General features: G+C 42.1%; 21 protein-coding genes, 1 tRNA gene and 1 other annotated feature. Of the genes, 21 read left to right on the plus strand and 1 reads right to left on the minus strand.

Translation table 11 applies throughout. From position 1 onward, the window contains the following. Window positions 1-195 precede the first annotated feature (195 nt). The 3 genes from OP489_RS05440 (at window position 196) to OP489_RS05450 (ending at window position 4,487) form a co-directional block, all read left to right on the plus strand. Window positions 196-717: an OadG family transporter subunit gene (locus OP489_RS05440; protein WP_266163316.1), complete on the plus strand. Its 522-nt coding sequence runs from the start codon at window positions 196-198 to the stop codon at window positions 715-717. A 46-nt stretch (window positions 718-763) separates the two neighbouring features. Next, the gene (locus OP489_RS05445) at window positions 764-2,029 is read left to right on the plus strand and encodes a sodium ion-translocating decarboxylase subunit beta (RefSeq protein ID WP_266163317.1); all 1,266 of its coding nucleotides are present in this window, start codon (window positions 764-766) and stop codon (window positions 2,027-2,029) included. Between the two features lie 76 nt (window positions 2,030-2,105). Continuing rightward, entirely contained in the window at window positions 2,106-4,487 is a 2,382-nt protein-coding gene (locus OP489_RS05450; protein WP_266163319.1) for an ATP-dependent helicase, read from the plus strand. A gap of 42 nt (window positions 4,488-4,529) precedes the next feature. On the opposite strand, the gene OP489_RS05455 is transcribed toward OP489_RS05450, so the two are convergent. After that, the gene (locus tag OP489_RS05455; protein WP_266163320.1) at window positions 4,530-5,321 is read right to left on the minus strand and encodes a hypothetical protein; all 792 of its coding nucleotides are present in this window, start codon (window positions 5,319-5,321) and stop codon (window positions 4,530-4,532) included. 167 nt (window positions 5,322-5,488) lie between these two features. Between OP489_RS05455 and thyX the strand changes: the two genes are divergently transcribed. The 18 genes from thyX (at window position 5,489) to OP489_RS05545 (ending at window position 23,566) form a co-directional block, all read left to right on the plus strand. Further along, window positions 5,489-6,259 (plus strand): FAD-dependent thymidylate synthase, encoded by a 771-nt coding sequence (gene thyX / locus OP489_RS05460; protein WP_266163321.1) that lies wholly within the window; start codon window positions 5,489-5,491, stop codon window positions 6,257-6,259. Further along, the gene (locus OP489_RS05465) at window positions 6,260-6,943 is read left to right on the plus strand and encodes a dTMP kinase (RefSeq protein ID WP_266163322.1); all 684 of its coding nucleotides are present in this window, start codon (window positions 6,260-6,262) and stop codon (window positions 6,941-6,943) included. Further along, window positions 6,930-7,805, plus strand: coding sequence for a DUF2156 domain-containing protein (locus tag OP489_RS05470; RefSeq protein ID WP_266163323.1), 876 nt, complete (start codon window positions 6,930-6,932; stop codon window positions 7,803-7,805). Before OP489_RS05465 ends, OP489_RS05470 begins: the two co-directional genes overlap by 14 nt. Continuing rightward, window positions 7,802-8,650 carry a GNAT family N-acetyltransferase gene (locus tag OP489_RS05475; RefSeq protein ID WP_266163324.1) on the plus strand — a complete coding sequence of 283 codons (849 nt, stop codon included), beginning with the start codon at window positions 7,802-7,804 and terminating at the stop codon, window positions 8,648-8,650. The genes OP489_RS05470 and OP489_RS05475 overlap by 4 nt, the downstream gene beginning before the upstream one ends. A gap of 26 nt (window positions 8,651-8,676) precedes the next feature. After that, entirely contained in the window at window positions 8,677-9,219 is a 543-nt protein-coding gene (locus tag OP489_RS05480; RefSeq protein WP_266163325.1) for a DJ-1 family glyoxalase III, read from the plus strand. Further along, window positions 9,210-9,818 carry a 5-formyltetrahydrofolate cyclo-ligase gene (locus OP489_RS05485; protein WP_266163326.1) on the plus strand — a complete coding sequence of 203 codons (609 nt, stop codon included), beginning with the start codon at window positions 9,210-9,212 and terminating at the stop codon, window positions 9,816-9,818. Before OP489_RS05480 ends, OP489_RS05485 begins: the two co-directional genes overlap by 10 nt. Continuing rightward, window positions 9,815-11,110 (plus strand): endolytic transglycosylase MltG, encoded by a 1,296-nt coding sequence (gene mltG, locus OP489_RS05490; protein ID WP_266163327.1) that lies wholly within the window; start codon window positions 9,815-9,817, stop codon window positions 11,108-11,110. Before OP489_RS05485 ends, mltG begins: the two co-directional genes overlap by 4 nt. Continuing rightward, complete coding sequence (locus OP489_RS05495) at window positions 11,110-12,318, plus strand: peptidase U32 family protein (protein ID WP_266163328.1); 1,209 nt, start codon at window positions 11,110-11,112, stop codon at window positions 12,316-12,318. The genes mltG and OP489_RS05495 overlap by 1 nt, the downstream gene beginning before the upstream one ends. A 64-nt stretch (window positions 12,319-12,382) precedes the next feature. Continuing rightward, a complete protein-coding gene (locus tag OP489_RS05500) occupies window positions 12,383-13,978 on the plus strand; it encodes a peptidoglycan D,D-transpeptidase FtsI family protein (protein WP_266163329.1) in 1,596 nt (531 codons plus the stop codon). A gap of 36 nt (window positions 13,979-14,014) precedes the next feature. Continuing rightward, window positions 14,015-14,232, plus strand: a binding site (T-box leader). A gap of 55 nt (window positions 14,233-14,287) precedes the next feature. Further along, window positions 14,288-16,927, plus strand: a complete 2,640-nt coding sequence (gene alaS, locus OP489_RS05505) for an alanine--tRNA ligase (RefSeq protein WP_266163482.1) — start codon at window positions 14,288-14,290, stop codon at window positions 16,925-16,927. Window positions 16,928-16,985: 58 nt separating this feature from the next. After that, window positions 16,986-17,324 (plus strand): histidine triad nucleotide-binding protein, encoded by a 339-nt coding sequence (locus tag OP489_RS05510; RefSeq protein ID WP_266163330.1) that lies wholly within the window; start codon window positions 16,986-16,988, stop codon window positions 17,322-17,324. A gap of 85 nt (window positions 17,325-17,409) precedes the next feature. After that, window positions 17,410-17,931 (plus strand): phosphoribosyltransferase family protein, encoded by a 522-nt coding sequence (locus tag OP489_RS05515; protein ID WP_266163483.1) that lies wholly within the window; start codon window positions 17,410-17,412, stop codon window positions 17,929-17,931. Window positions 17,932-17,961: 30 nt separating this feature from the next. After that, window positions 17,962-20,163 carry a ComEC/Rec2 family competence protein gene (locus OP489_RS05520; protein WP_266163331.1) on the plus strand — a complete coding sequence of 734 codons (2,202 nt, stop codon included), beginning with the start codon at window positions 17,962-17,964 and terminating at the stop codon, window positions 20,161-20,163. Then, window positions 20,163-21,203, plus strand: coding sequence for a DNA polymerase III subunit delta (holA, locus tag OP489_RS05525; RefSeq protein WP_266163332.1), 1,041 nt, complete (start codon window positions 20,163-20,165; stop codon window positions 21,201-21,203). The genes OP489_RS05520 and holA overlap by 1 nt, the downstream gene beginning before the upstream one ends. Before the next feature lie 3 nt (window positions 21,204-21,206). Beyond that, a complete protein-coding gene (locus OP489_RS05530) occupies window positions 21,207-21,800 on the plus strand; it encodes a toprim domain-containing protein (RefSeq protein ID WP_266163333.1) in 594 nt (197 codons plus the stop codon). A 63-nt stretch (window positions 21,801-21,863) separates the two neighbouring features. Next, a tRNA-Leu gene (locus OP489_RS05535) sits at window positions 21,864-21,948 on the plus strand. 103 nt (window positions 21,949-22,051) lie between these two features. Further along, the gene (locus OP489_RS05540) at window positions 22,052-22,732 is read left to right on the plus strand and encodes an epoxyqueuosine reductase (RefSeq protein ID WP_266163334.1); all 681 of its coding nucleotides are present in this window, start codon (window positions 22,052-22,054) and stop codon (window positions 22,730-22,732) included. Between the two features lie 78 nt (window positions 22,733-22,810). Next, a complete protein-coding gene (locus OP489_RS05545) occupies window positions 22,811-23,566 on the plus strand; it encodes an N-acetyltransferase (RefSeq protein WP_266163335.1) in 756 nt (251 codons plus the stop codon). Window positions 23,567-23,597: the final 31 nt, after the last annotated feature.

The following is a 23,597-nucleotide window of genomic DNA, read 5'->3' on the forward strand; positions in this document are numbered from 1 at the left end:
TTATTATAGCATTTTTTTAGAAAGAATCAATGGAAAATAGACGATTTTACTTTGAAGGTTAACGAGCCCTTTCGGACTTTAAAATAGAATTTCATTGAAATCATTTCTGGAATCGGTTATAATAAACGCAGTTCTTTTTTAATCACAACACAAAAAATTAATTTACCTAACATCATTTTTGGGGGTAAAAAGTGTATGAGATTAGAATCATCAGTAAATGACAATCAGATTTCAGTTACTGTTTTGTTAACTGGTATTGTGGTCGTTTTTGCTGTCTTGGTTCTTTTACTCGTAGTGATGGAAGCGTATTCAAGTGTACAGAAGCTTAAACAAGGTTCTGAAGGATCTTGTAAGATTTGTGAAGAGCCAAAAAAGAATTCCATTCAGAAGGGAAAGGGGGAACCATCCGTGGCAGTTCAGACAATGAATCGGCCTTTTACTTCAAATCAGCAGATTTCCGGAGAAATTTTGGCGGTCCTTTCTGCAGCAGCGCAGACGGAATTAGCCAGCTCCCGAGAGGTACAGATTCCTGGAGAAGTTTTGGCAGCAATTTCGGGAGCAATTTATACAATATATGGAGCAGAAGTTGCAGTGCAGAACGTAAGTCGTTCAGTAGAACCGCAGAAATCCAGCAGACATCAGACAGAACATAAAAACCGTCGTTCACGTTCGGCATGGGCTCAGGCGGGTATTTTCCAAAATACGCGTCCATTTTAAATATAGTTAAGAGACCTTGTTTGTATCATAAAGAAAGGTCGTTTGTATGGGGATTTTACAGGGCCTGTGGAATTCGGTTCAAAATATGTTTAGTTCTTCCGGTTTTGCCTCTAATGATTGGAAAAATTACATAATGATTGGAATTGCCTGCATATTGCTTTATTTTGCAGCAGCAAAGCGATTTGAGCCTTTACTGCTTTTTCCGATTGCATTTGGGATGCTTTTAGTCAATGTGTTTCCTGGGATTATGGCAGCACCTTCATCCGAAATGCAGCCGTTAATGCAGTATATGGCAGCACATCCCGGAGTAAACGTTATGTATCCTATCGTCACAATGAATGGTGCAGAATATGTACAGGTATCTCAAGCAGGGGGCTTGTTTTACTATCTTTATCAAGGGGTAAAGTTAGGCATCTATCCGCCGCTGATCTTTTTCTGCATTGGTACTATGATGGATTTTGGACCTTTGATTGCGAGTCCAAAGAGTCTTATTCTGGGAGCTGCAGCACAGCTTGGTGTTTTTTTAGCCTTTATCGTAGCTGTATTAATTGGAAATCTCGGAATTCCGGGCCTTTCATTTACACTTCGTCAAGCTGGTTCCATTGGAATGATTGGGGCAGCAGACGGCTCAACCGTAGTTTTTGTGGCCAATCGATTGGCACCGGAGCTTTTGGGGCCGATTGCAGTTGTTACTTATTTTTATATAGCGTTCCTCCCAATGATTCAGCCACCGATTATGCGCCTACTGACAACAAAAGAAGAGCGCATGATTGTAATGACACCGTTAAGACCTGTTTCTAAATTGGAAAAAATGTTGTTTCCAATTATTATTACAATTTTAGTTGTGCTGCTTTTGCCGGATGCGGCTCCATTGGTCGGAATGCTGATGTTTGGAAATTTGGTGCGTGAATTCGGTGCAATCTTGAAACTGCCCGATACAATTCAGAATACATTGATGACGATTCTGGTTGTACTTTTAGGTGTTACAGTTGGCGCAACAGCTACTGGAAAAGCTTTTTTGAACGTACAGACACTAGGGGTTATTTTGCTGGGGTTGATAGCTATCAAAATTGGAACAGCGGGAGGAATCCTTTTTGGAAAAATTTTGTGCCGGGCAACGCATGGAAAAATCAATCCTTTAATTGGTTCGGCAGGGGTATCAGCAGTACCGATGGCAGCGCGCGTTTCGCAGAAAGTGGGGCAGGAGGAGAATCCTGAAAACTTCCTTTTGACGCATGCTATGGGGCCGAATGCGGCCGGAATCATTTATTCTGCAGTAGTGGCCGGAACCTTTTTAAGTATTCTTAAATAATTGATAATATGATTATATAGGAGAGAAAGGCTCGCACACGCAATGCGTGCGGGCCTTTCATTCACGGAGGGATTGTATGAGTAAAAGTAGGGAACAATTAAGAAAAGAATTTTTGGAAAAACAGTTTTCAAGGATGAATGATCGACAGAAAGAGGCGGTCTTTTGCGTAAAAGGACCACTCTTAATTCTAGCGGGAGCAGGCAGCGGAAAGACGACTGTTTTGGTCAACCGAATTGCTAATTTGATTCGGTTTGGAAACGCATATCACAGTGACTGGTTTCAGCGGTCTTTTACAGAAGAAGAGGAGAAAACGCTCGCTTCTGCGCTGGAAAATGGAGAAGAGGTTCCGCAGACAATTCAGTCTCATCTGGCAGCTGAATCATGCTATCCGTACCAGATCCTGGCGATTACGTTTACGAATAAAGCCGCAGGGGAACTGAAAAACAGGCTGATGTCTATGCTTGGAGAAGACGGAAATGAAATTTGGGCCAGCACGTTTCATTCAACCTGTGCGAGAATTTTGCGCCGTTATGGCGATAAAATCGGATATAGCAATCATTTTACGATTTATGATACCGACGATAGTAAACGTTTGATGAAAGAGTGCCTAAAAGAGCTTCATATTGATGAGAAGATTCTTCCGATTAAGACGGTCCTCAATCAGATTTCTCATGCAAAGGACAGTGTGATTCCTCCCCAAGATTACTTGAAGGCTGCCGGAAACGATAATCGTCTGCTTTCCATCGGAAAGGCGTATGAACTTTATCAGCGCCGTTTAAAGGAAGCAAATGCGATGGATTTTGATGATTTGATTTGTAATGCTGTCAAATTGTTTTCGGAACATTCAGATGTCTTGGAATATTATCAGAATAAATTTCGTTATATCATGGTGGATGAGTATCAAGATACCAACCATGCGCAGTACTTATTGATCAATTTGCTTGCACAAAAGAATCAAAATCTCTGTGTGGTCGGTGATGATGATCAGAGTATTTATAAATTTCGTGGGGCTACCATCGAAAATATTATGAGTTTTGAAAAGACTTTTCCAAATGCCAAGGTAATTCGTCTGGAACAGAATTATCGTTCTACACAAACTATTTTGAATGCAGCAAATGCGGTTATTTCCAATAATACCGAAAGAAAAGGAAAAACTCTTTGGACAAAAAATCCTGCCGGGAGTTTGGTCCATGTACATTCCGCTTTAAGTGAGCAGGATGAGGCGGATTACATTTCGAAAGAGATTCTGGACGGTGTTGCAAAAGAAAGAAAATTCAGCGATTATGCGATCCTTTATCGTATGAACTCGCAGTCCAGTACGCTGGAACGTCATTTCGTAAAATCGGGGATTCCTTACCGGATTATTGGAGGGCTTCGCTTCTATGAACGCAAGGAAATTCGCGATATGATTTCTTACCTAAGCGTAATCAATAATCCAAATGATGAAATTCGTTTGAGAAGAATTATCAATCAGCCAAAACGCAGTATCGGGGATAAAACAATTGCACAGGCAGCCGAGATTGCAGCTGCATTGGATCAGTCCCTATTTTCGGTAATTTCCAATGCAGACCAGTATCCTTCTTTAAGCAGATCGGCTCCGAAACTTCAGCAGTTTTCCGCCATGATGAATGAACTGATACCGGCAGCGAAAGATCCCCAGATTGGTCTTAAAGAACTTTATGAATTAATGTTAGACAAGACCGATTACATAGCAAGTCTGAAGGTCGGTGTAGAAGAAGGAGCACAGGAACGGCTGGAAAACATCAATGAATTAAGCTCCAATTTGCAGCAGTATGAAGAAGATAATGGAGAAGAAGCTTCTCTGGAAGGATTCCTTGAAGAAGTTTCTCTGATGACGGATATTGATAATTATGACGGAGAGGCCGATTCCGTTGTTATGATGACGATGCACTCGGCAAAAGGGCTGGAATTTCCAATCGTATTTCTGCCAGGATTTGAAGAGGGAATTTTTCCGGGCATGCAGGCAATTTATAATCCGCACGAGATCGAAGAAGAACGGCGCCTTGCTTATGTGGCGATTACCAGGGCAAAGGAAGAACTTTATATTCTGCATGCGAATAGCCGGATGATATTTGGTACCACTCAGCGGAATCGTCCCAGTCGCTTTTTGGAAGAGATCCCGGCAGAGTTGACCGAAAAGACAGAGTCAAGATCTTGGAAAAAGCCCGAAGAAGGGACATCTCTCCCGATTTCCAGAAAGGACAGTCAGAGAGCAGATACAGTAGCTTCACGAAAGTTTGGCCCTTCGCAGTCTTTGAAGAGCCATCCTACAGGTGTAACGTTTGCCCCCGGAGATTCCGTGCGCCATAAGACTTTTGGACATGGAATGGTATTGTCTGTTGCTCCAATGGGAAATGATATGCTTCTTGAAATTGCATTTGATTCCATTGGAACAAAAAAACTGATGGCGAATTTTGCTCGTTTGACAAAAGAATAAAAAAAGAAGCGGCAGATTTTAGAAGTCTGCCGCTTCTTTCTTTTAGTTAGAATCCTTATTGCATCCACACTCGCTGGCTTTGGGCGGGAAAAATTCGTCGGTAGGAAAGTCGATCTTCTTAAACATTTCGCAGGGGTCGTCACTATTGCTGTTGGCGCATTCTTTTGCCGGGAAGCAAAAATCATAAGCTGGGATCAGCATCTGAACGTTGCGCACAATTTGTACAATTGAGAACAATCCGATTGTAATATAAATGTTCCTTGCGCATTCCGCATCAAAGTCGCCGCCAAATTGTTTGCTGATTTCTTCTGGTACCTGGCAATTGCAGCCGCATCCAGGGCGAGCATCGCAGACCCGTGCAGAGAGGCCCACAGGATCTGCAACCTGTACAACAGCTTTCGGAAGAACTTTTCCATTTTCCGGTGGAACGCTATCATCACAAGGATGACCGGATGTAAAGAGTTTTACATTTCCATCACTGCCATAAAGGATTGCCTTTTTGGTGAACAGGGAAAGACCGTTTACCGAAACAGGGCAGGAAGCTGGTGCCGTATAGACATCAACGCAAACATCAAACACAAAGGTCATATCAACAGAATAAAAACCTTTGTTAAATGGGACTGGCTCCATATTGACATAAGTTGTGATCACATCCACATTGCGCAGACGGACACTTGCACAGTGCTCTATCGTAGGGCGCTTGCTGGTAGCAAAGAATACCTGTAGATCTTCCAGGCAGTCTTTAGAACTGCATGAGTCGTAGACGCGCTGAGCATCAACACAGACGGCTTCTTTAAAGCAGCCGTTTTGCTGTACTTCATTGTTTTGTTGCATATAAAATCCTCCTATCAAAGCATCATGGAGTTCGCTTATCCCATCTTATGAGATTTTCGAAAAATGGTGCGAAACTTTATAAAAAGAATTTTAGGTTGAATGAGTAGTCGGAATTTGATATAATAAAAATAAAAATGGGAAAATAGATATCAAAAGGAGGACTTTCGATGGCAATCGTTACATTGCTTTGCTATACGCCTATGCCTGAAAAGCTCGTCGCCAGTGCAGCGAAACTTTGCTATTCTCCGACGAACATCCAAAATATTCAGGAAGGGCTCGACGAAGAAAAAACTTCGCAGTTTGTGAAAATGCTGGCTGATTTAGGCCATGATAGCCCAATCGAACATGCTTCTTTTACTTTTGGCATTGAAGGCGTTTCTCGTTCTCTTATGGCTCAGATCACTCGGCACCGGATTGCAAGTTTTAGTGTTCAGAGTCAAAGATATGTTGCAGAATCTCATTTTGAATATGTGATTCCGCCGGAAATCGAATCCATCCCGGAAGCAAAACAAGAATTTTTGAAAGCCATGGAAGAAGACCAGGAACATTATGAGCATCTGACAGCTGTTTTAAAAGAAAAGCATGAAAAAGAGTGGCTCTCTAAAGGATTCTCTCCGAAGCAGGCGGCTTCTAAAGCTCAAAAACAATCGATTGAAGACGCACGTTTCGTTCTTCCAAATGCCTGCACGACAAAGATGATTTGTACCATGAATGCACGCAGTCTTCGCCACTTTTTCTCTTTGCGTTGTTGTAATCGAGCACAGTGGGAGATTCGTGATGTAGCAATTCAGATGTTGGCACTTGTTAAAAAAGTTGCCCCGGATCTTTTTGCTGTTTCAGGGCCTTCTTGCGTGCGTGGAGCTTGTTCCGAGGGGAAAATGTCCTGCGGAAAAGCAGAGGAAATGCGCTCGTATTTTAAAGGAATCGGGGAAGAATAATTGGCTGGAAAACTGATTGCAATAGAAGGCCTGGATGGAAGCGGAAAAGAAACACAGACAAAGCTTCTTTGCGAAGCCCTGTCTTCCCGGAAAATAGTATTTCAGAAGATTTCTTTTCCAGACTATGAGAGTCCTTCCTCGTCTCTTGTAAAGATGTATCTTAACGGTGATTTTGGAAATCAACCGGGAGATGTCAATGCTTATGCGGCTTCGTCTTTTTATGCGGTAGACCGGTTTGCTTCTTATAGGCGTTATTGGAAAAAAGCGTATGATCGGGGGGACCTGATCATTGCGGATCGGTATACAACCAGCAACCTGGTTTTTCAGCTTCCGAAAGTTGAAAAAGAAAAATGGGGCGAATTTCTTAAATGGCTGGAAGACTATGAATATGAAAAATTAGGACTGCCGAAGCCGAATCTGACTTTTTATTTGGAAATGCCCGAAGAAGTATCAGAGCAGCTTTTAAATGAGAGATATCATGGGGATGAAAGCCAAAAAGATATCCATGAGAAAGATTGTTCTTTTCAGCATGCCTGCCGTGAGTCAGCTGCGTTTGCGGCTCAGACTCTTCAGTGGCAGATTATACATTGTGTGGAAAACGGCCGCTTGCGTACTCCGGAAGAAATTCACCGCGAGATGACCCAAAAGATAGATAAGGAGTTTTCAGCATATGCTATCGTTTAATTATCCTACGTTGGAAGACCGAATATGGTTACAGCCCATTTTGTCTCAAAGCGGGTGGATGGGCAGTGAAGCAGCTTTTGGAACGCTGTTTTTGTGGAATCATACTTATCATTCGAAAATTTGTCGGCATGAAAATTTTGTTTTTCTTTGTTCTGGAAAGCATTGCTGTGCGTATAATTTTCCAATTGGGGAGAATCCCTATGAGGGAATGGAACTTTTAATTGAAGACGCAAAAGAAAAAAAGATTCCATTTAAAATGTGGGGAATTACGCAGCCAGGCATAGAAGAACTGCAGCGTGATTTTCCAGGAAGATTTGAATATGATTTTGATCGGAATGGCTCCGATTACATTTATTCTACGAAGGATTTGATCACATTATCAGGGAGAAAATATCACAGCAAGCGGAATCACATTGCTAAATTTGAGCGTTCTTACGCATGGCGTTATGAAGAGATTACTCAGGATAACATGAATGATTGCCGCGAAATTGCGATAAAATGGAAACAGGATAATGATGGACCTGAAGCAGAGATGGAAGCTTTGGAAAAAGCATTTCAAAATTTTGAGGCGCTTCATTTGCAAGGTGGATTGATTTATGTAAATGAAAAGCCAGCTGCTTTTACGATTGGAGAAGAGATCAACGCCAAAGTGTTTTTGCTGCATTTTGAAAAAGCACTTCCATACGATGGCCTTTATGCAGTGATTAATCATGAATTTGCCCAACGTCATTTGGAACAATACGATTATGTAAACCGTGAGGAAGATATGGGATTAGAAGGCTTGAGGAAAGCAAAGCTTTCTTATCAACCAGCCTTTTTACTGCAGAAATATGCAGTATCGTTAAAGGAGCCCGCAAAATGATTCGCTTTGCTGATTGGTCTATGCTAAAAGATTTGATTTTTCTTTGGCAGATTGCGTTTCAGGAAGAAAAAAGAGCGGCAAGATTTTATTTTACGAATTTTTTTCATCCTGAAGAATGCCTTGTAGTGGTAGAAGAGGGAAAACCGGTTTCGATGCTGCAAATGCTTCCGGGGAAAATTTCACTTCGAAATGATCAAAAGGTATCAGCTCAGTATGTCTTTGCCTGTGCGACCCTTCCGGAATATCGTGGGCGAGGGCTAATGAAGCAGCTGCTTAGTAGGGCAGAGCAGGTCGGATTTGAAAGAGGAAATTGGTACTCTGTTATTTTGCCTGCCAATGAGGGACTTTATCATTTTTATGAGCTTTCTGGTTACAGCACTTGTTTTAAAGTAGGAAAAGCGGACTTTTCATATGAAGAGTTGAAGAAAATTTCCGATGGCTTTTTGCCGCAAAATAATTTACCGGATATTCCAAAGCTCAATCAGGTTCGAAATCATATTTTGAGAGAAGTTCCGGGGTCTATACTTTGGAACAAACAGGGGTTTTGGAGAGCCGTGCGGTTCGGAGAGGTTTATGGGTCTCATTTGATTGCGCAGAAAAACGCTTATGCACTTGCTTATGCGGAAAACGATGATTGTCAGATTTCAGAGTTAATGTCCTCTCGATCGGATTTTCCGCAGCTTATGGCATCAGTGCTTGCTAAAATGCCTGCGAAGACTTATCATTTAAGAATGCCGATAGGTCCTTTTTCTCAGCTTGAAATTCCATTTGGAATGGGAAAGGCGCTGAAAGAAAAAACGCTTTCCGAAGTCGAGGGAGGATATCTTGGGTTGGCGATGGATTGAATTTTGTTTGGAAGGAGTTAACAGATATGATTCTTCTTTTTTTGGCGGATGGATTTGAAGAAACGGAAGCATTGGTACCGGTAGATTTGCTGCGTCGTACAAAAAGTGAAATTAAAATGGTTGGCGTTGGAAAAAAACAGGTTACAGGTTCCCATGGAATTTCTGTTATGACCGATATAACAACGGAAGAACTAGCTCCATATTCCGATTCGACAGAAATGGTCATTCTTCCCGGGGGAATGCCGGGGACACTCAATTTGGAAGCATCTAAAGAAGTTAAAAAAGCCGTGCTGAATGCTTTTCAGAAAGGGAGTTTTATTGCTGCAATTTGTGCCGCACCATCTATCTTAGGACATTGGGGCCTTTTGAAAAATCATACGGCGGTCTGTTATCCGGGCTACGAAAAAGATCTGGGTTGCAAAATTGGCAGTCAATCTGTGGTGTGCAGTGGGCAGTTCATCACGGCAAAAGGTGCTGGGGTTGCTCTTGATTTTTCGTTCCAGCTGATCGAAGCTCTTTGCGGGAGCAAAAAAGCTCTCGACATTAAAAAATCAATTCAATGCCGGTGAAGAATATTAAAGCGCTGAAAATTAGTCTGCGGCAGCATTACAGGGAATACCGGGAAAATCTGGATTCTTCTCAAAAGAAGGCTTTAGACTATGAAATGCATCAGCGCTTATGGAAATTGCCCGCATATCGTAAGAGTCAATTAATTTTTACTTATGTTAGTAAACCTATTGAAGTTGATACGCATATTTTAATTGCTACGGCGCTTAGCCAGCATAAATCGGTAGCAGTTCCTCGCTGCATTGAGAACAATGAAATGGAATTTTATGAAATTCATTCATTTGATGATCTTACGCCCGGGAATTTCGGGGTGTTGGAACCGCTCCCGGAAAAATGCCGTAAAGTTACAGATCTTTCGCAGGGACTTTGTATTGTCCCTGGATTCAGCTTTGATTCGAATGGATTTCGGCTTGGCTATGGAAAAGGCTATTATGACCGTTTTTTGATGAAATTTGCAGGGAATACGGTAGGACTGTGCTATAGTGCCTGTGTACAGTGGAATTTACCGCATGGCTATTATGATCGACCGGTCGATGTGTTGGTCACAGAAAAGTATATCAGGCGCATATCACATGAAAAGTTTGCTGGAGGTAAGGCATGAACGACGAGAAAGAGAAACAGCAGAAGGATGATGAATCTCTGAATAGTTTCAGTGGAGATGCAGCCGTCCGTGCAGAAGCGGCCAGAGAGGCCGGCGAAGAAAAGCGGTCTACACAAGCACATAAAAGACGAAATCATCAGAAACGGAAGGAAAATCGCCGCTTTTTCCGCTTGATCTGGTGGGCCATGATTATTATTGTCAGCGCAGTTGTTGCAAAATATATGCTGACCGGAATGAATGATCTTCTTGCAATCGGAAGAAGTTCAGCAACCGTGACGGTCGAAATTCCGGAATCTGTGACGGAAAAAGAAGTTTCCATGTCACAAGATAATATTCAGAATTTATCTTTTCAGCAAATTTCTGCTGCAAAACAGAGTAATCAAGAAGTAACCCGTCAAATTGCTCAAATCCTACAGAAAGCCGGTGTGATTAACGAACCGGATTTCTTCTGTTTATATTCGAAAATCAGAAAAGCTGACGGTAGTTACCGAAATGGTTCTTTTGAGGTAAAAACAGATTTGGATTATGAGGGAATCATTAATACAATTCAGTCCACGGTAAACCGGAAGGATATCGTAAAAGTGACGGTCCCAGAAGGGCTCAATGCAATGGAATTGGGGACTTTATTGGAACAAAACGGAATTTGTAAGCAGGAAGATTTTTTGAAAGAACTAAATACCGATGCTTTTGACTCCAGCTATACGATGATTAATGATTTAAACGGGATTTCTGGAAAATATTATAAATTGGAGGGCTATCTTTTCCCAGATACCTATCAATTTTATCAAAATGAAGATGTTCAGAACATTGTGCAAAAGATGCTGCAGAATGCAAACAGTCAATTTACGCAGCAGCTGCAGGATGAGGCAAAAAATCAGGGGTATACATGGGACCAGATTATTACATTGGCTTCGATTATCCAAGCGGAATCTGCAAATGAAGAGGACATGTATAATGTTTCCTCTGTCCTCCACAACCGTTTGAGCTCCGGTAAATCGCTGAATATCTATACACTGGACTGCGATTCGACGAAATACTATCCTTACCGGACAAAAGATGATGTTCCAGAAGATCAACGTAACACCTATCTAAGTAATTACAACACTTATCAGCTGCGGGGACTGCCTGCGGGCGCTGTGTGTAACCCGGGACTAAAAGCAATTCAAGCAGCTTTGCAGCCTAACAAGACCTCTTATTATTATTTCTGCCATAATCAGACAACAGGACAAGCCTATTATGCTTCCACTTATGCAGAGCATCAGGCAAATCTCCGGACCGCGGGGCTGCTCTAATGAAGAGAAAATCAGAACTCCTTTCTCCTGCAGGAGATTTTGAAAGTTTGCAGGAAGCAATTCGTTACGGGGCAAATGCTGTTTATCTTGCCGGAAAAGAATTTGGAATGCGTGCGGCGTCTAAAAATTTCGGCGACGAGGAACTAATAGAAGCGGTTCGATTTGCTCATGCACATGGGGTTAAAGTTTATCTTACCTGTAATACCATTCCAAGAAATGAGGAACTCAGACGGATTCCAAAATTTCTTGAGAAAGCACAGGATGCAGGCGTTGATGCATTTATTATGACGGATTTTGGTGTGATGGAGATGGCAAAGAAATATGCACCGAAAGTTGCACTGCATATTTCCACACAAGCCGGAGTCGCCAATTATGCAACTGCAAATGCATTTTATCATTTGGGGGCTTCGAGAGTGGTACTCGCTCGGGAACTTTCCATCCCAGAGATCAAGCAGATTCGAGCGCATGTTCCGGAAGATCTCGAAATTGAATGCTTCGTGCATGGCGCTATGTGTGTTTCTTTTTCAGGAAGATGCCTTCTTTCCAACTATTTGACCGGGAGAGATGCTAACCGTGGTGCTTGTGCACAGCCCTGCCGTTGGAAATATGCTTTATGTGAAGAAACACGTCCGGGAAAATATTTCCCGATCGAGGAAGATAAAGATGGTACGTATTTGTTGAATTCGAAGGATATGTGTATGATCGACTATCTTCCGCAACTCTTGGAAGCTGGTGTTACCAGCTTAAAAATAGAAGGGCGGGCAAAGTCTCCTTATTATGTGGCAGCTGTTACGAATGCATATCGGCGAGCTTTAGAGGATGCCGTGAATGGCGTTCCATTAACTGCATGGGCGGAAGAAGAACTTCATAAAATTAGTCACCGAGAGTATTCTCATGGCTTTTATTTGGGGCAGGAGCCCGGACAAAGTTTGGGAAGCAGTGGATATGTTCGGGAATATGAAGTAATTGCGGTCTGCGAGTCTTATGAAAATGGAACGGCGGTTTTAAAACAGAGAAACCGATTTTTTGCTGGTGAAACAGCAGATGTAATGGAACCCGGAAAAGCACCATACCTTCTTCCATTGACAGAACTTTATGACGAGAATGGAGAACCTCTCCAAAATGCAAATCATGCAGAAATGAAAGTCCTTTTAAAAACAACAACTCCAATTGCGCCCGGCGCTTTTTTACGTCATAAACTTTCATAAAATAGAATTATAGATTATAAAACACCTTCGAAGTGGAAAAACTATCCTTCGGAGGTGCTTTTTTATGGGAAAAAGGGTGGTTTCGTTATTTGCAATTTTGATGATCGGTCTGTCTATCTGTATTATTCGTCTCTATGGACTGACGATTCAGAACGGTACTTTGGCACAGGCAGCTTCAAACCAGCAAAAATACACCTTGCAGATTCGAAGAGAGAGGGGAATGATTTATGACCGAAAGATGAAGCCACTGACAGAAGGAAACACCGAATATCTTGCGGCGGTTGCCCCCAGTACGGAAACAGCGGCAGCGTTGAGTAAAATTTTGCCACAGTCTAAAATTAAAAGTGTCTACCAGCTTTTAACGGAACGAAATCCTTTTCTGCTGAAGCTCGATCAAAATATTTCAGCACCCGGAGTGACAGTCTTTCCCCTTAAAAGTCGCTATTCGAGCCCTGCGCTAGCAACGCATTTAATTGGATATGTAGATGAGGGCGGTATGGGTGCTGCGGGAGCAGAAAAGGCTTTTGATGATTCTTTGGCTCAAAATGAAGGAGAACTAAAAATCACCTATCGAGTAGATGCTCTTGGACACATTCTTCCAAGTGAAACGGCGGAAGTTACGGATACTTTGTCTCAGGATTCTTCCGGAGTTGCCCTTACACTGGATCGAGACATTCAGAAAATTACACAAAAAGCAATGGATAGAAAGATCAGTAAAGGCGCCGCAGTGGTTTTAGATGCAGAAAATGGACAACTGTTAGCCTCTGTCAGCCGCCCTGATTTTAATCCCGATGACGTATCATCCGTCATGAATGCTTCTAATAGTCCGTTGCTCGATCGCACGATTTCATCTTATAGCGTCGGTTCTGTGTTTAAATTAGTTTCGGCAGCGACTGCTTTAGAAAACGGTGCAGATCCGAATGAAGAATATAACTGTACCGGAAAAATTGAAGTCGACGGACAATCGTTTGCTTGCTATAATGGAGAAGCACATGGAAAAGTAAATCTTCAAAAAGCAATCTCAGAGTCTTGCAATGGATACTTTGTGCAGCTCATGCAGAAAGTTCCGCAGGAAAAATTCTTATCAATGGCACGTTCCCTGGGATTTGGAGATTCTTATGAATTATTGCCGGGCATTTATAGTTCTGCCGGGACTCTACCTTCGCTTGATACGTTAAAAATTCCTAGAGCGCTCGCAAATTTTTCTTTTGGACAAGGAGAACTGACCGCTTCTCCCATTCAGATTGCGGCGATGACGGAGGCAATTGCTTCCGGCGGACTTTATAGAAAGCCGGTGGCCTTTTTGGGAACAGTGGATCAGGCGGGAAATTTGACTGCAAATTCGGTGCAGCAGCCAAATAGAGTCATGTCTCAAGAAACATGCTTGATTCTTAAAGATGCGATGAAACTTTCCGCATCAGAGGGAACTAGTAAACTAGGAAAACCTGATTTTGTAGAGGTGGCGGCAAAGACGGCCACTGCTCAAACAGGGCAGTATGACGGAGATAAAGAAAAGGTTATTAGCTGGTATACCGGATTCTTTCCGGCAGAGTCCCCCAAATATGTGGTTACCATTATGGCCGAAGATGGCGATGGAGGCGGTGCAACCTGTGGCCCTGTTTTTAAAGAAATTGCAGACGAATTATATCCGAAGAATTGACTTTTATCGCGGGAATGCTTATAATTTAAAAAGATATGAAAAGCGATGAAGGGAAATAATTCTTTTTAAGACATTGCAGAGATTCTGCCGCATGGTGAGAGGCGGAAATGTTACAGAAAGAATGAGCCGTCCCAGAGCTCCTTGCGGAGAGCAAAGGCGTTTTATCTGCGTTAAAGGTAAAAAAGCGGTAACTGTCTGGATTCTAAAAAGGCAGTTGCAATTTGGGTGGTACCACGGACTCTTCCGTCCCATTGTGGGCGGAGGAGTCTATCTTTTTTTAAGATGATTAAAAGGATGGAGAAAAAGTATATGGAGTGGACTGGATTAAATGAAATCCGCGAAAAGTATCTGGAATTCTTTGAAAGTAAAGGGCATTTGCGGTTGCCTAGCTTTTCTTTGATTCCTAAAGATGATAATTCGCTTTTACTGATTAATTCCGGCATGGCACCGATGAAAAAATATTTTACAGGGGAGGTAACTCCACCGCGTAAGCGCGTTACAACCTGTCAGAAATGTATTCGCACCGGCGATATTGAAAATGTCGGGATCACCGATCGCCATGGTACTTTTTTTGAGATGCTGGGCAATTTTTCTTTTGGCGATTATTTTAAACACGAGGCGATTCCATGGGCATGGGAATTTTGCACGAAGGTCATGAAAATGCCGGTGGATAAGCTGTGGGTCACCATTTACCTGGATGACGACGAAGCTTTTGATATTTGGACAAAAGAAGTCGGCGTTAGCCCGGATCATATTGTTCGTCTCGGCAAAGAAGATAATTTTTGGGAACATGGTTCCGGCCCTTGTGGTCCCTGCAGCGAAATTTATTTTGACCGCGGAGAAGAACACGGCTGCGGAAAGCCTACTTGCGGCCCGGGTTGCGAGTGTGATCGCTATGTTGAATTTTGGAATGTCGTATTTTCGCAGTTCGATTCCGACGGAAAAGGAAACTATCCGCCGATGGAACACCCGAATATTGATACCGGCATGGGGCTGGAACGTCTCGCCTGCATTATGCAGGGAGTCGATAATCTGTTTTTGGTGGACACCATTCAGAGTATTTTGCAGCATGTATGCCGTATTGCTAAAGTTGAATATGGAAAAGACAAGAAAAAAGATGTTTCCATCCGCGTGATCACAGACCATATTCGTTCTACTGTTTTCATGATTGCAGATGGTGTGATGCCTAGTAATGAGGGACGCGGTTATGTTTTGCGTCGTTTGCTGCGTCGGGCAGCCCGTCACGGAAAGCTTTTGGGAATTAATCGTCCATTTCTCTCTGAAGTTGCGGAAACTGTAATTGAGCAAAGCAAAAAAGCTTATCCGGAACTTTCTGAAAAGCGTGCGATGATTCTGAAACTTGTTTCGGTGGAAGAGGACAGCTTTAGCAGGACGATTGATCAGGGGATGCAGCTTTTAAATCAGTTGATCGATGATAATTCGACAAAATTGATTTCCGGAACGGACGCGTTTAAATTAAATGATACCTATGGGTTCCCTCTGGATTTGACAAAGGAAATTGCTGCGGAGCGTGGAATTCAGGTTGATGAAAAAGCATTTTTTGAATTGATGAAGGAACAGAAAGAACGTTCCAGATCCGCCCGTAAAAACGCTGGAGCAGATGCATGGGCCGGAGAAAATAATCTTTTAGACGATTTGTCTGAAACAAAATTCTTAGGATATACAGAAGATTCTGTAAATGCAAAGATTCTTGGAATCGTAAAAGATGGCGAGAGAGTCAAAAATGCGACTGCCGGAGACGATGTAACGCTGATTCTTGACCGTACTACTTTTTATGCGGAAAGCGGCGGACAGGTAGGTGATACTGGGCTTATTACTTCTGCCGATGCGATTGTTAAGATTCAGGACACCACAAAAAATCACGCAAAAACTTTTCTCCATTTTGGCCACATCGACGCAGGAAGTCTTCAGGTAGGAGATACGGTTGTAACTGAGAGAGATCAGAAACGCCATCAAGCCATTATGCGAAATCATACGGCAGCTCACCTATTGCAGGCCGCTCTTCGCAAGGTACTGGGAGATCATGTGGAGCAGGCTGGACAGCTTGTGAATGAAGAACGGGTGCGTTTTGACTTTACACATTTTTCAGCTTTAACGGCAGAAGAACTCTCAAAAGTGGAATCGCTGGTCAATACCGTTATTTTGAATGCGGCTCCTGTTACTTGCAAGGAAATGCCGATTGAAGAAGCAAAAAAATTAGGAGCAATGGCGCTGTTCGGCGAGAAATATGGAAAAATTGTTCGTGTTGTTTCTGTTGAAGATTTCAGTAAGGAATTTTGCGGCGGAACACACGTTGATAATACTGCAAAGCTGGGGCTCTTTAAGATCGTTTCAGAAAGCAGTGCAGCTGCGGGAGTCCGTAGAATTGAAGCTGTTACAGGATTTGGAGTTTATGAGCTCTTAACAAATCTGCAAAAGGAAATCAGTGAAGCAGCTTCTGTTATGAAACTAAACAGTGCTGTCGATTTGCCTTCTCATGCAGAACAGATGATGCAGCAAATAAAAGAAAAAGAGAATACGATCAGCGAACTTTCCGAAAAGCTTGCTGGATTTCAAATTGACGGTTTGTTTGCAGGAGCGAAGATGATTAACGGCGTACGGGTATGTACTGCAATGTTTTCCGGTACCGATTCTGCTACCTTGAGGACCATGTGTGATAAAATTCGCGACAAGGCTCCTGATATGGTTGCCGCTTTGATTGGAATCAATGAAGGGAAAGCTTCTGTAGCGGTCACAGTAGGAAAAAATGCAATGCAGCGCGGTGCACATGCCGGGAAGATTGCCAAGGCGGTCGCAATGATTGCCGGAGGCAACGGCGGCGGACGGCCTAATTTTGCAATGGCTGGTGCGAAAGATCTGACAAAATTAGACGAGGCACTAAAAGCGACTGACGGAATCGTGCAGAAAATGCTGAAACCTGAGGAATAAAACTGATAAAATGATTTGATGATAAATAAAATCATCTGGTAGAAAGGAGGAAAATCTAATGGATTGTGTATTCTGTAAAATTGTATCGGGGGAAATTCCAAGCAAAAAAGTATATGAAGATGATCTCTGTGTTGCTTTTTGTGATTTGGATCCGCAGGCGCCGGTTCATATTTTAATTATTCCGAAAGAGCATATTGAATCTGCAGCTAAGATCAATTCTGAAAACAGTGGAATCGTAGCACATATTTTTGAGGTGGCGGCGAAACTAGCTGTAGAAAATCATTTGGATGCTGGTTGGAGAATTGTTTGCAATGTTGGAGCAGACGGCGGTCAAACAGTTCTGCATCTGCATTTTCATTTGCTCGGAGGACGTTCTATGAAATGGCCTCCCGGCTGAAAAATCAATCATTAAAGATTATTAGAGAAAGGTCTTGCTTTCATTGAACGAACAGATCGAAAAAAATGGGCTTGCTTATTATAGAATGACGATCGCCGGCTGCGTACGCGATCTTCCGATCTGCCCAATCGGAGAACATATGGATATTGCCGGATTTGTAATGCTCGGAGATGTTGAGATTACAGAACGTTCTGCAGAGGAGCTTTTAAAAAGGTGCCCTGAGCACGATGTCGTAGTGACTGCAGAAACGAAAGGAATTCCGCTTTGTTATGAAATGGCACGGCAGGGATGCGGCCGTTATATTGTAGCCAGAAAAAGTGTAAAAGCTTATATGCGCAACCCAATTCATGTAGAGGTGAAATCCATCACAACGGATCATCTGCAGAAGCTGTATTTGGCAGAAGATGATTATACCGGTCTTAAGGGGAAGCGTGTACTGATCGTAGATGACGTTATCAGTACAGGAGAGTCTCTTAAAGCGATGGAGGAGCTCGTAGAGAAATTTGGCGGAAATATTGTAGGGCGTGCTGCCGTATTGGCAGAAGGCGATGCGAAAGACCGCAAAGATATTATTTATCTGGAGCCTCTGCCATTGTTTGCAAAGTGATTTTTTGCTGGCAAACAAGGAGGAATTTTTATGAAGCGGCCGCTTGCGTTAGTAGGTTTTACATATCTGCTGGCACAGGTGGCTGCTGTTTTTTTAAAGAATTATTCGCTGACGGCCGGGCTTTCTATTGGATGTTTTCTATCTTTTTTTATTTTGGTGCGGATCCCGTCTTGCAGAAAAACTTATTGCTTTCCGGTAGCATTTTTGACCGCTGCGGTCGCTTTTACCATTTTTACAGTCAGCGATTGGAATATTTCATCTATTAAATCGTTCGATAATCGAGAAGTAACGGTAACCGGAACAGTTATGGAGACGCCGGAACTGTCCAACGAGAAATTTTATTATATAGTGAAGGTGGATTCCTGCGAAGGAACAGACACAAATGAATTGATTGGAAAAACGATTCGCCTTTCGTCAAAACAGGCACTTGGTGCAGAGAGTTTTGATACTCTAACTTGTAGGGCGCATTTTTATCCTACTTCTGATTCCTTTTCATCGTGGTCTAAAGGGATTTCTTTAGAAGGCTATATTTTTGAATATATGCCTTTTTCCTATGAGACACCGCAGAACTATCCTTTGACTGCATTTCCGATGAAGCTGCGGGAGCAACTGCTGAGCAATATATGGGATCATCTTTCAAAAAAGGCAGCTGGCCTTGGAGGAGCATTGCTTTTAGGAGATAAGGTTTCTCTTAGCCAGGAAATTGTGGATGATTTTCGATTGGCTGGAGTCATCCATCTGATGAGTGTTTCGGGATTTCATATGGGGATTATGACGCAGCTCTTTTTCTTGCTTTTGACATTTGTACCGATTTCGCGCCGCCGAAAAAATCTTTTTGCAGTATTTGGAATTTGGCTTTTTATGGCGGTTACAGCGTTTACTCCTTCCGTTCTCCGCAGTGGAATTATGTATTTGATCATGCTGATTGGAAGGTTCTTTTATCGGCGCGCGGACAGTTTGAATTCGTTGGGATTTGCCGTCTTCCTAATTTGCTTGATGGATCCTTTTTCGGCAGCCGATCCAGGATTTTTGCTTAGTGTCAGTGCAACGCTTGGAATTTTGCTTTTCGCTTCTCCACTCATAAAGTGTTTTCTGCATTATTTACCAGAAAAGATGCGAAGCAATAAATTTTTAAAAAAATTCAGTGAGATTCTTTCTATAACGATTTCTTCAATGCTTTTTACACTTCCTGTTATTCTGATTTATTTTCACACGTTTACTCCGGCATCCTTCCTTTCAAATTTCTGTCTGATTTGGCCGGTAGCACTTTTTCTTTATACAGTTGCCGGTACCGCAGTTTTAGGGGGAATTCCGGGTGTGAAAATTTTAGCAGTTCCGTTTTCATGGGCAGCAGAGCACCTTGCAGATGGAATTTTAAAAACAGTACATTGGATTGCATCTTTGCCGTATGCTTCTGTTTCAGTATCGGAGGAGTTTTCTCAATTTTTTCTGGTATGTGTCTTTTTGCTGTTTGGAATTACGTTCCTTTGCTTTTGTTCAAAGAAAAATCTACAGGCAGCGGGGATTTTATCTGTTTGTATTTTGTTTGCAGGAATTTTTGGGTGTCAACTGGAAAGTTATAATGCCACGTGGGTCACATTTGTAGGGGGAGGAAAAGGGACCAGCCTGATCTTCACCAAAAATGGGAAGAGTGCAGTAATCGGATGTAATACAAAAAGCAGACTGATTGATTATGCCCTTCGAGAGCAAAATACAAAAGAGGTTTGCTTCCTTACTTATTTGACGAAGAAACCCTCAGAAGAATGGGCAGCTTCTGATCTGATCTCAAAATGGGAGCCTGATCATGTATTGCTGCAGCCAGCCACATATTTGGAGGATTCTATTCGACTTGCCTTGCCAAACGCCGGAAGTACTCATACGTTTGGAACTGCTTCTCAGATTGAGCTATGGGATCAAATTCGAATTACAGTTGTTCCTGGTGCAGCTTTTGCAACCATAGACGGTACAAGATTTTTAATTTGTTCCAAAGGGACGTCACTTGATTCTTTGCCCGAATCGTTTCAAAATGCAGATTTTTATTTTGGAGTTGATCTCCCAAAATCTTCAAAACCATTTCAGCCAAATAACATCTTTTTAAATCATTATTTGTCTTCTTCTCTGCAAAAGAGCAGCGCTAAATTGAATGTCCCAGTTTATATTACAGATGGAAATGGGAATTTTGTTTTGGAGATGAAACCGGATAATACGATTAAAATCAGGAGGAGTGCATAATGCCGATTGTCTCAGAGCCAAATTTGCGAAAAATCACGGAACAGAATCAACTGTCAGGCCTTTATTTGCTTTATGGGGAAGAACCGTATTTGGTATCCCAATGGGCAAATCGGATCATCAAAAAAGCGGTGGGGAAGGATGCGTCAGACTTTAATTTTCAACGCTTTTCCGGAGATGTCTCTGCAGATGATCTTGGAGATGCTTCAGAGGCACTACCATTTATGGCAGATAAAAAGTGTGTGGCAGTTTCAGATTTGACTTTGGACGGGCGTACGCCAAATGAGATGAAGAAGCTGGAACAGTTGCTATCAGAAGTTCCTGAGACAACGGTTTTGTTAATTTATCAGCTTTCTCAAAATGTTTTGTCGGCAAAAGATAAAAAATGGAAGAAAATTTTAGACCTTTGCAAAAAGAATGGAACTGTTGTAACATTTCCGAGAAAAAGTCAACAGGAACTCTCAAAGATCCTTTGTACCGGGGCCTCTAAACGTAACTGTACGCTTTCTAAGTTTAATGCAGATAAAATTATTGCATCTGCGGGAACTGATCTGAGTACGCTCCTTCAGGAATTGGAAAAGCTCTGTGCTTATACAGGAGAAGGAGAGATCACGAAAGAGACAATCGATCAGCTGGTGACTAAAACGCTTGAAGTTCGTATCTATGATTTGAGTAAATGGATTCTTGCAGGAAATTATGATAAGGCTTATCTTTTGCTGGATCAATTATTTGCACAGAATGTAGAACCGATTTCTCTGCTGTCCGTGTTGTCCGGTACTTATATGGATTTGTATCGAGTGCGCTCAGCAATCGAAAGCGGAAATCGTGCTTTGGATGTGGGAAAATATTTTGACTATTCAAGACGGGAATTTGTACTGACTCGCGCAGAAAGAGAAGTGCGTGACCTTTCCATGTCGGTTTTGCGCAAAAGTTTAGATGTGCTGGAAAAAGCGGATTTAGCGCTGAAAAGTTCTCGAGGAAATCGCAGAATTATTTTAGAAAAAACGTTGGCGGAATTATTGCTGACTGCCAAAGGAGACTAAAAGATGATTCATATCAATGAAGCAGTTGTAGTGGAGGGTAAATATGACCAAATTAAACTATCTTCCATAATTGATGCATTGATTTTACAAACACATGGTTTTCGGATCTTTCAAGATCGAGAGCAGCTTGACCTTTTGCGTCATTTGGCAGAAACAAGGGGACTTTTGATCCTCACGGATAGTGATTCGGCTGGATTTCAGATCCGTAATTTTTTGGTGGGAGCAATCGGACCCAAATATATTAAGCATGCTTATATTCCCGATGTTTTCGGGAAAGAACGCCGAAAAGAAAAGCCGGGAAAAGAAGGAAAGCTTGGTGTAGAAGGAGTCCCAAAAGAAGTTATTTTGGAAGCGCTGCGCCGTTCTGGCGCAATTGATGAGCAGTCTAAAGCTTTAAAAACGCCGGAAGATCAAATTACAAAACAGGACTTGTTCTTTTTAGAATTATCCGGTTGTGACCAAAGTGTGGAGAAGCGTAGGCAGCTTTTAAACTATCTGCAATTACCAGAGCATCTTAGTACCAATGCGTTACCTAAAGTTTTAAATGCGTTTTTTACAAAATCTGAATTTGAACAGATATGCGCTCGGATTTTTTAAAAAAGTAAAAATCCGGTTGACAAGATATGATAGGAAGTGCTATACTATTTTAGTCGCTGAGATGCGCGAGTGCTGGAATTGGCAGACAGGCACGTTTGAGGGGCGTGTGTTGTATGACGTACGGGTTCAAGTCCCGTCTCGCGCACCAAAAAATCCACATACAGGTTTAAACCTGTATGTGGATTTTTTCATTTTTTTATGTTATATTTACTTTAAATGGTTATGTAACCGGCATGCAAGGGGGGTAAGGCATGAAGAAGCAAATCAAAGATTTTATTTTGAGCTTAGGCGCGGATGTGTGCGGTTTTGCGAATATCGACCGCTTTTTAGAAGCACCTGCAGGGTTCCACCCAAAAGATATTTTCCCGGATTGTCAATCGGTCATTGTATTTGGGATTGCTCTTCCAAAGGGGTTGACAAAGGTCGACCCGAGACTCATATATGGCTATTTTAATAACAGTACCTGTCCGAATGTTGACCGGGTAGCATTTAGAGCAGCAAAAGAAATTGAAAGGCTTTATGGTGGGTATGCTGTACCGCTTCCCTCAGACGATCCTTATGAATATTGGGATTCGGAAAAAATGGAGGGGCGTGGATTGATATCCATGAAACATGCCGCCGTGCTCGCCGGGCTTGGAACACTGGGCAAAAACACATTGCTTCTAAATGAGGAGTACGGTAATTTATTGACGCTGGGAGCAATCCTTACGGATCTCAACCTTGAATCCGATCCACTTGCCAAGAGTATCTGTATTGATGGTTGCAGTCTATGCATTCAAAGTTGCCCAACTCAAGCCTTGAATGGTCGCTGTACAAATCAGGCAAAATGCAGGCCAAATACATATGGAACCAATGCCAGAGGCTTTAGTGTTGTCAACTGTAATAAATGCAGAACAGTTTGCCCCATGCGATTTGGAAAGAGAAAGCAATAAAAGGATCTGAACTTATGAGCATGCTTTCCTTGTTGTCTAAGGGTAATTATAATTAATTTTCGAAGGCAAGGAGATCATATGGAAATCATTACTGTTACAAAAGATAATTTAGAGCAAGAGCATATTTGCTGTGCCATTTCAAATAACAATGATTGTCAGGTTTCCGCAAAAAAGTCTTGGCTTGCAGAGAGATTTTCTGATGGGCTTGTCTTTAAAAAAGGCAATGTACGAGGCAAATGCTTTATTGAGTATATTCCTGCTGAAAAAGCATGGTCACCCATTAAAGCAGATGGATATATGTACATAGATTGTCTTTGGGTATCGGGAAAATTTAAGGGGCAAGGCAATTCTAACCTTCTACTAGAAGAATGCATTAAGGACAGCAAAGAAAAAGGAAAACAGGGACTTGTAGTTTTATCTTCTAAAAAGAAAATGCCGTTTCTTTCAGATCCAAAGTATTTAAGACATAAAGGTTTTGAATTAGCTGATACGGCAGCGCCGTTTTACGAGTTATTGTATTTGCCTTTTGGAAAGGTATCTGACAAGCCTCGCTTTAAGGACAGCGTTAAATCGCCAAGAATTGAAGGACAGGGTTTTGTACTTTACTATACATATCAATGCCCATTTACAGCAAAATATGTGCCTTTGATTGAAACTGTTGCTAATGAGAAGAGCATTCCATTTAAGACCGTTCGCTTTGAAACTGCAGAACAGGCGCAGAATGCTCCTGCTCCCTTTACTTCTTATAGTTTGTTTTTTAATGGAGAATTTGTAACACATGAAATCCTTTCTGGTAAGAAATTTGAAAAAATCATTGCAGAAAAAGGATTGTAAGAAAATAGCTTAAAGTGTTTTGTGTAGTTAA

Origin of the sequence: Caproicibacterium sp. BJN0003 (genome assembly GCF_026314295.1) — a bacterium.
Taxonomy (GTDB): Bacteria; Bacillota; Clostridia; order Oscillospirales; family Acutalibacteraceae; genus Caproicibacterium.